Origin of the sequence: Streptomyces sp. NPDC016309 (assembly GCF_043077235.1) — a bacterium.
In the GTDB taxonomy this organism is placed as follows: domain Bacteria; phylum Actinomycetota; class Actinomycetes; order Streptomycetales; family Streptomycetaceae; genus Streptomyces.
The window spans coordinates 594631-602881 of sequence record NZ_JBIBSG010000004.1; the positions used below are offsets into that span (position 1 = coordinate 594631).

Sequence of the window (8251 nt, forward strand, 5' to 3'; positions counted from 1 at the left end):
GCGTCCCTCTCCTGTTCCGGTGGTTCGGATCGCCTCACACGACCGGTGGCAGGGCCGTGCCGACCTTCAGGCCGAACAGCTCCGCCGCGTTGCGCCACAGCACTCGCTCCAGCTCTTCCTCCGTGAACCGCGCGTCCCGGACCACGCCGAGGGACACACAGGGGTCGATCAGTGTCGCGTCGGTGCCGAACAGCATGCGTTCGACCGGGACGCCGGCCTCGCGCGCGTACGCGACGCGTCCCGCGTCGGTGGCCGTGCGGCAGTGCTCCAGGTAGAGGCGGTCGCAGGCGGCCGCTGCGTGCGCCGCCTCGCGCCAGGCGTCACCGCCCGCGTGCCCCATGATCACGCGCAGTCCGGGCCGGGCCTCCACCAGCTCGGGCAGGAGGGTCACCTCCCGTCCCCAGGTGTGCAGGAGGAGCGGTACGCCCGCCTCGGCGACGACGTCGAAGGCCTCGGCCATCTCGCGGGTGCCGGGCATGCGGCCCGGGTAGTGGGTGTGGATCTTGGCGCCGACGAAGCGGCCGGTGTCCAGGCAGCGCCGGAGGTCGGCGGCGCTCTCCTCGACGCGGTTGGGGTTGACGACGGCGTACCCGTGCAGCCGCGGCCGGGTCATCAGGGCCTCGCGCAGGGCGGCGTTGCCGCTGACGGCGTCGTACACCACCGCTTCCGACGACGACACGATCTGGAGGTCGATGCCGTAGCGGTCCATCTGGGCGATGTTGGTGTCCGCGTCACCGGTCGTCAGGTGGAACTGCCAGCGGCCCACATGGGCGTGCACATCGATGATCGGCATCAGGCGAGCAGCTCCTCGACGTTCTTGGTGGCGATGGCGGCGCGGTCGTCGGGCGAGATGTCGGCGTAGCGGAGCTTCAGCGTCTGCGGCGAGATGTCCATGAAGGGGGTGCGGGAGCCGAAGACGAGGTGGCGCGGGCCGACGGCGTCGATGACGCGCTCGATGGAGTCGGGGCCGGACAGCATGCGGGTGGTGGCCTTGAAGCCGGGCTCGTCGCGGGCCATCAGCAGGAAGTCGGCCAGCAGATAGGCGTGCAGGTCGAGGAAGACCACGTCGGCGCCGCGCCCCATGAGGGGCGGCCCGAAGCGGCGCGGGTCGCCGTCGTGGAGGAGCACCATTCCGCGATCGAGGGCCAGCTCGACCACGTGGCGGTAGCCGGGGAAGCCCGGCTCGGCCGCCTGTTCGAGGGTGAACAGCCGCAGGAAGCGGACCCCGGCGGCGGACAGTTCGTCGAGCCGGTCCTCGGCGGTCGGCGCGTCGCGCACGTCGACGGTGCCGACGGGGAGGAGTTCGGGGCAGTCCGCGAGGTCCCGGAGCGTCTCGGCGTTGCCCGCCCCGTCGTCGTAGAGCGGGCCGCGGGTGGACAGCGCCAGGGCGCCCGCGACGGGCGAGGCGCGCAGGTGTGCGCGGACCTCGGCGAGGCCGGTGTCGCGGTGGTGGCGGGGCCACGGGCCGTACAGCACGTCGACGTCCCAGCCGATGTGCTCCTCCGGGGAGGGCCGGAGCCATGCGTAGGTGTCGTACGGTGACTCGCTCATGATGCGGCGACCTTCCCCAGCGCTTGCGCGATCCGGTCCACGTCCTCCTCGCCGTAGGCCTCGTTCCACGGCAGAACCAGCAACGTACGGTCGATGAGCCGCTCGGCGCGAGGACACAGGCCCGGCGGGTACCCGGACAGTGCCGGATTGGCGTACAGCGGGCGTTCCAGATAGCCGGGCAGGGCGGGGACGCCGAGGCCCTCCAGCGCGGCGGCCCAGCGCGCGTTGTCGTCGACGAGCAGCGGGACGACCCACCAGGCGTGGCCCGGGTGGTGCCGGGCCATCGTCACCCCGGGCAGGGCGGCGACGGCGCCGGCGAGGAGCCGGGCGCTCGCCCGGCGGCGGGCGACCACATCGGCGACGCGCGTGAGCTGGACGCGGGCGACCGCGGCGACCAGCTCGGTCATGCGGTAGTTGAGGCCCATGGTGCGGTGGATGCGGCCCTCGGTCCGGTCCCAGCCCTTGTCCATGAACAGCCGCATCCGGGTGGCGAGGCCCGGGTCGTCGGTGACGGCCAGACCGCCGTCGCCCGCCGTGATGTGCTTGTACTGCTGGAGGCTGAAGCAGGCGATGTCGCCGACGGTGCCGAGCAGCCGCCCGTCGCCGTCCTCCCCCAGCCACGCCTGGGCGCAGTCCTCGACGAGGACCAGCCCGTGCCGGTCGCAGATCTCCCGCAGCCGTACGGTGTCGGCTGCGCCGCCGAAGAGGTGCACGGCGATGACGGCCCTGGTGCGGGGGGTGATCGCCGCCTCGACGGCGTCCGGGTCGAGGTTCCCGTCGTCCTCGCGCACATCGGCGAAGACGACGCGGCCGCCCTGGGCGAGGACCGGCGCGACCGTGCCGAAGTCGGAGATGGGTGTGGTGACGACCTCGTCGCCGGGGCCGACACCGGCGGCGGCGACGGCGAGGTGCAGCGCGGCGGTGCCCGAGCTGCACGAGACGGCCTCGGCGCGCCCGTACAGCCGGGCCATCCCGGCCTCCAGCTCCCGTGCCTCGCGGCCGAACGCCCCGCACAGGACGGCCGAGTCGAGAACCCGGAGCACCGCCGCGCGTTCCTCCTCGCCGAACGTCCTTCCCCGGGGATCCAGAACTGTGGGCAGCGGCATTTCCCGTTGCGGCATCGGGGGATTATCCTCTCGGCAGCACGCGATTATGGCCTGGGCCGAAAGTAGAACCCCCGTCGACGGCCGTCAATCAGGCGTCACCGAGCAAGTCGCACCGCACCGCCCGCAGCACCTCCCCCAGCAACTCCCACCCGGCAGAACGGAGACCGGACCATGCCGCTCACGGTCGGCGTGATAGGTCCCGAGGACCTCGTCCAGAAGGTGGTCGCCGTCGCCGGCCGGGCGGGGTCCGCCCGGCTGCTGCCGCTGCCGTACCGTCATGAGGACGAGACCGTCGAGGTGGTGGCGGGCGCGCGGGCGCGGGCGGACGCGCTGCTGTTCACCGGCGTGGTGCCGCACGCGCTGGCCGAGGCGGCGGGCGCGCTGGACCGGCCGGCGGCGTACGTGCCATACAACGGTGCCACGCTGCTGCGGGCGCTGGTCGAGCTGTTGCGGCTCGGGCACGACGTGTCGCGGGTGTCGATCGACACGCTGCGCCGCGACGAGGTGCTGGAGACCATGGCGGAGGCCAAACTCCCCACGGACCGGGTGCGGGTGCTGCCCCACCGGCCGGGGCTGACCTCGCAGGACGTGGTCGACTTCCACCTGGACGCGCGGGACGCGAAGAAGGCGCGGGTGGCCATCACCTGTCTCGGCTCGGCGTTCCACGTGCTGGAGCAGCACACGCACGCGGTACGGCTCGCCCCATCGCGCCACTCGATACTGACGTCCCTCCAGGCGCTGGTCCTGGAGACGGCCGGCCGGCACAGCGGGGACGCGCAGGTGGCGCTGGGCATCGTCGACCTGCCGGGTGCGGCCGGGGACGCGCGGCTGCCGGAGGACATACGGGTGCTCGGCGGCAGCCTGGCCGAGCTGCCGGACGGGCGCCGGCTGGTGGTGACGACGCGCGGGGCGCTGGAGTCGGCGACGGAACGGTTCACCCGGATACCGTTCCTCGGCGGCCTGGCGGCCCGGCACGGTTCCGCGCACGTGGGCTTCGGTCTGGGGCGTACGGCGGCGGAGGCGGAGGCACTCGCCCGACGGGCCGTCAACCGGGCGCGGTCCCTCGGGGCGGCGGCCGGGGTGGTGTCGATGGCGGACGACGTCGACATCGTCATCGGCCCGGATGCCGTCACCGGCCCCGCCACGGCGACCGGGGCGGAGCCCGGTGCGGCCGGGGCCAAGGCCGCCGCGTTCCCGGAGAGCCCCGCGCTGCTGGCCCGCCGGGTCGGGCTGCACCCGCAGACCCTGGACCGGCTGCGGGAGCTGACCGCGGCGGACGGGAACGCGGGGGTCACCGCCCACCGGGTCGCCGAGCACCTGTCCGTGCAGCAGCGCACGGCCCGCCGGATCCTCAAGCGCCTGGAGCGGGCCGGTGTCGCCGTACCGACCGGCAGCCTCCAGGAAGGCCGGACGGGCCGCCCCCCGACCGTCTACCGCGTCCACCTGTAGGACCGCCGCGCCCCGCCGGACCGCCCCGCGCGCGGCCCGTCCTCCCGGCCCCGCCCTCTCGACCCCGCCCGTGGCCCGTGATTGCGGCCCGGGCCGCAATCCCCGACCTCGCAGCCGCCGCGGTGGAGCGCCGTACGGCGGAGACCAAGGAGCTCGCGCGTGAAGATCGCCTCGTTCCACACCCGTGTCGTCCGTGCCCCGTACCGCCGCCCGTTCGTGATCAGCAGCGGCACCAGCCCCGAACTCGTCAGCGTCCTCGTGGAGGTGCGGACGTCCGACGGGACGTCGGGTTTCGGCGAGGCGTCACCGATGACCGCGTACACCGGGGAGACCCTCGCGGGGCTGTGCGCGGCGGTGACCGAGCACGTCGCACCGGCCCTCGTCGGGCGCGACCCGCGGGACCTGGCCGGCGCGCACGCCGCGATGGACGCCGCCATCCGGGGGCAGCACCTGGCCAAGGCGGCGCTGGACCTGGCGCTGCACGACCTCGCGGGCCGGGCGGCCGGGTGGCCGGCGCACCTGCTGCTGGGCGGCGGGCGGGTGGCCGGGCCGGTGCCGACGACCTGGGTGGTGGGGCTCGGCACGCTCGACGAGATGACGGAGGAGGCGGCTCGGTACGCGGCGGCCGGGTTCGGGCACATCAAGCTCAAGGGCGGTGAGGACCCGGCGCTCGACGTGGAGCTGGTGGCCGCCGTGCGCAAGGCGGTGCCCGGGTCGGTGGAGCTGTCGCTGGACGCCAACGAGGGGTACGCGCCGGGGGAGGCGGCCCGTACGGTGGCCCGGCTGGCGGACGCGGGGCTGGACCTGGTGGAGCAGCCGCTGCCGCGCTGGGACCTGGAGGGGCTGGCGGCGCTGCGGGCCCGGGGCGGGGTGCGGGTCATGGCGGACGAGTCGGTGCAGTCGGCGCACGACGCGCTGGAGGTGGTGCGCCGGGGGGCCGCCGACGTGCTGAACATCAAGATCCTGAAGGTGGGCGGGCTGTACCGGGCGCGGCAGATCGCCGCGCTGGCCGAGACGGCGGGGCTCGCGGTGAAGATCGGCACGATGCCGGAGCTGGGGGTGGCGACGCTGGCGGCCGCCCACCTGTCGGCGGCGCTGCCGCACGCCACGGTCCCGCCGGACCTGGTGGGCCCGTTGCTCGTGGCGGAGGAGCCGCTGGCGCCCGCGCCGTTCGCGGGGACGCCCGGGACGGGGCTGGTGGAGCTGCCGGTCACGCCGGGGCTGGGGCACGGTCTGGACGGCTCGGCCGGCTGAGGGGCCGCCGCGTCCGGCCGCGCACCCGTCCGCGCCCACCGCCGCGTCCGGCCGCGCACCCGTCCGCGCACCCGTCCGCGCACCCCGATCGCGCATCCCCGCCGTGCCCGGCCGCGTACCCCCGGCGGAGGGCGTCCCCGTCCATGCGTATACAAATGAACCGACAAGGGGACGAAGAACGCGGGGGCGGATCAGTACGGTGACGCACATGTCCACGGCGGCGCAGACGGCGACGCACATATCCACGACCGGCGAGCCGCCGACCACGGCCGACCCGGCAACGACAACGACAAAGGTGCCGACGGCGGCTGACGCGGCGTCGGCCGCGAGCGCGGCGCCGGCCGCCGAGGGGAGCGCGCCGCCGAGGCGGCGGCTGGTGAGCGTGGACGTGGCGCGGGCCATCGCCGTGTTCGCCATGTTCGCCGCGCACATCGGCCCGCCCGCGAAGCCGGAGGGGGCGGGCCACCTGCTGGTGGCGTTCGACGGGCGCGCGCCCGCCGTCTTCACCCTGATCGCGGGGCTGTCCCTGACGCTCTCGCGGGGCGGCACCCGGCCCCGGCGGCAGCCCGCGGGCGCGTGGCGCGGGACGCTCGTCAAGTGCGCGGTGCTCGCGGCGCTCGGGCTGGCGCTGACGGAGCTGCGGTCGGGGATCGCCGTCATCCTGACGTTCTTCGCGCTGTACTTCCTGGCCGCCGAACCGCTCGCCCGACTCGGCACCCGCGCGCTCACGGCGGTCGCGGCGGTGTCGGTGGTCGCCGGCCCCGTCCTGTCGTACGTCCTGGGACCGTACTTCGGCTACCGCGTCATCGGCCGGGGCCGCTACCCCGGTTTCGAGGCCGTGACGAGCTGGTCCGGGTTCACCGACGCGCTGGACACGCTGCTGCTGTCGGGCGCGTACCCGTGGCTGACGTACTTCCCGTACGTCGTCGTCGGCATGGTCCTGGGGCGGCTCGCGGACCTGCGCCGGTCCGGGACGGCCCGCCGCCTGATCGGCTGGGGAGCTGTCGTCACCCTGGCCGGGCACGGGCTGTCCGCGCTGGCGCTGGGCCCGGGCGGCGGGCGCGAGGCGCTGCTGCGGGCGATCGCCCGGTACCACGCGTACGCGGTGGCCGCGCCCGACCCGGTCGAGGCCGTGCTGGCCCGGCAGGCGGGCGCGATCCCCAGTACCTCGTGGGCGTGGCTGCTGGTCGACGGACCGTACAGTCAGACGCCGTTCGAGACGGTCGCCAACATCGGGGCGGGTCTGCTGCTGATCGGCCTGGCCGTCGCCGTGTGCCGGTGGCGGACCGCGGAACGGCTGCTGTGGCCCCTGGCCGTCGTCGGCACCATGGCCCTGTCGGTGTACGCCGTCCACGTCCTGGCGCGGGCCGAGCTGCGCCCCCATCACGGATGGGCGGCTCTGGGCGCGTTCTGCGGGGTGTCCCTGGTGGCCTGTGCGGTCTGGGCGGTGGTCTTCCGGCGGACGCCGCTGGGGCGGGGGCCGCTGGAGTGGGCGCTGCATCTGCTCATGCCGAAGCCGTCCGGCCGGGTGCGGCGGGGGTGAGGGTCGGCGTGGCGGGGCCGGCGCGGCACGGCGGGTCCGGCCGCCGTGCCGTCGCCGGGCCCCGCGCGGGGCGTTACTGGGTCGCGCCCCAGCGGACCGGGGCGATCTGCTTCGACATGATGCTGATCAGCTCGTAGGCCGCGTGGGACGCGGCCACGGAGGTGATGTCGGCGTGGTCGTACGCCGGGGCGACCTCCACGATGTCGGCGGAGACCAGGTGGCAGTCGGCGAGGCCGCGCAGGATCTCCAGCAGCTCGCGGGAGGTGAGGCCGCCCGCCTCCGGGGTGCCGGTGCCGGGCGCGTGGGCCGGGTCCAGGACGTCGATGTCGATGGAGATGTACAGCGGACGGTTGCCGACGCGCTCGCGGAGCTGCTGGGCCACCTCGTCCACCCCGCGCCGCATCACGTCGGCGGAGGTGACGATGCCGAAGCCCAGCTTCTCGTCGTCGTCGAGGTCCTTCTTGCCGTAGATCGGTCCGCGGGTGCCGACGTGGGACAGGGCGGAGGTGTCGAGGATGCCCTCCTCCACGGCCCGGCGGAAGGGCATGCCGTGGGTGTACTGCTGCCCGAAGTAGTCGTCCCAGGTGTCCAGATGGGCGTCGAAGTGCAGGACGGCGACGGGGCCGTGCTTCTTGGCCACGGCCCGCAGCATCGGCAGGGCGATGGTGTGGTCGCCGCCCAGGGTCATCAGCCGGGCGCCACCGGCGAGGAGGTCGTCCGCGGCGGCTTCGATCGTCTCGACGGCGTCGTTCAGGTCGAAGGGGTTGGCGCTGATGTCACCGGCGTCCGCCACCTGGCTGTAGTGGAACGGGTAGACGTTCTGCGCCGGGTTGTAGGGGCGCAGGGTGCGGGAGGCCTCCCGGATGGCGTTGCCGCCGAAGCGGGCGCCCGGCCGGTAGGTGACGCCGCTGTCGAAAGGCACGCCGACCACGGCGATGTCCGTCTTCTCCACCTGGTCGATCCGCGGCACGCGGCCGAACGTCGCGGGGCCCGCGAAGTGCAGCGTCCGGTCGGTCTCCGTCGGCGGCACCGGCGGGGTCACTCCGTTGGGGTGGGCGGTCATGGTGCGATCAGTGCCTTTCCATGGTGCTGCGGCCCGGCGCCGGCCGGACCGCGAGGACGTTCGGGGCCCGCCCGGCACGCGGACCCGCGCCGGACGGCCGGACGCGGGGCGTGGGCCGTGGGGCGGGCCCGGTGGGTTACTGCGGGGGGTTGCCGTGCTTGCGGTGCGGCAGGTCGGCGTGCTTCGAGCAGAGCATCGCCAGGGAGGCGATGAGGACGGAGCGGGTTTCGGAGGGGTCGATGACGTCGTCGACCAGACCGCGCTCCGCGGCGTAGTACGGGTGCA

General features: G+C 74.7%; 8 protein-coding genes. 3 read left to right on the forward strand and 5 right to left on the reverse strand.

From position 1 onward, the window contains the following. Window positions 1-34: 34 nt before the first annotated feature. The 3 genes from ACF068_RS13475 to ACF068_RS13485 are packed head-to-tail and all read right to left on the reverse strand — an operon-like array spanning window position 35 to window position 2672. Window positions 35-793: an amidohydrolase family protein gene (locus tag ACF068_RS13475; RefSeq protein ID WP_392274350.1), complete on the reverse strand. Its 759-nt coding sequence runs from the start codon at window positions 791-793 to the stop codon at window positions 35-37. After that, a complete protein-coding gene (locus tag ACF068_RS13480) occupies window positions 793-1551 on the reverse strand; it encodes a hypothetical protein (RefSeq protein WP_392274351.1) in 759 nt (252 codons plus the stop codon). The genes ACF068_RS13475 and ACF068_RS13480 overlap by 1 nt, the downstream gene beginning before the upstream one ends. Next, window positions 1548-2672 (reverse strand): DegT/DnrJ/EryC1/StrS family aminotransferase, encoded by a 1125-nt coding sequence (locus ACF068_RS13485; RefSeq protein ID WP_392274352.1) that lies wholly within the window; start codon window positions 2670-2672, stop codon window positions 1548-1550. The genes ACF068_RS13480 and ACF068_RS13485 overlap by 4 nt, the downstream gene beginning before the upstream one ends. A gap of 156 nt (window positions 2673-2828) precedes the next feature. Here ACF068_RS13485 and ACF068_RS13490 point away from each other — a divergent pair, with 156 nt between their 5' ends. From ACF068_RS13490 to ACF068_RS13500, 3 genes are all read left to right on the forward strand, one after another. After that, a complete protein-coding gene (locus ACF068_RS13490) occupies window positions 2829-4106 on the forward strand; it encodes a hypothetical protein (protein ID WP_392274353.1) in 1278 nt (425 codons plus the stop codon). 159 nt (window positions 4107-4265) lie between these two features. Continuing rightward, entirely contained in the window at window positions 4266-5360 is a 1095-nt protein-coding gene (locus ACF068_RS13495; protein WP_392274354.1) for a mandelate racemase/muconate lactonizing enzyme family protein, read from the forward strand. Window positions 5361-5568: 208 nt separating this feature from the next. Beyond that, window positions 5569-6903, forward strand: coding sequence for a heparan-alpha-glucosaminide N-acetyltransferase domain-containing protein (locus ACF068_RS13500; protein ID WP_392274355.1), 1335 nt, complete (start codon window positions 5569-5571; stop codon window positions 6901-6903). Between the two features lie 73 nt (window positions 6904-6976). Here the strand turns inward: ACF068_RS13500 and speB are convergent, their stop codons facing one another. Together speB and ACF068_RS13510 are read right to left on the reverse strand one after the other, a co-directional pair. Then, window positions 6977-7966 (reverse strand): agmatinase, encoded by a 990-nt coding sequence (gene speB, locus ACF068_RS13505; RefSeq protein WP_392274356.1) that lies wholly within the window; start codon window positions 7964-7966, stop codon window positions 6977-6979. Window positions 7967-8102: 136 nt separating this feature from the next. Next, window positions 8103-8251, reverse strand: a 149-nt coding sequence (locus ACF068_RS13510) for a carboxyl transferase domain-containing protein (protein WP_392274386.1), incomplete at its 5' end; no start/stop codon positions are given.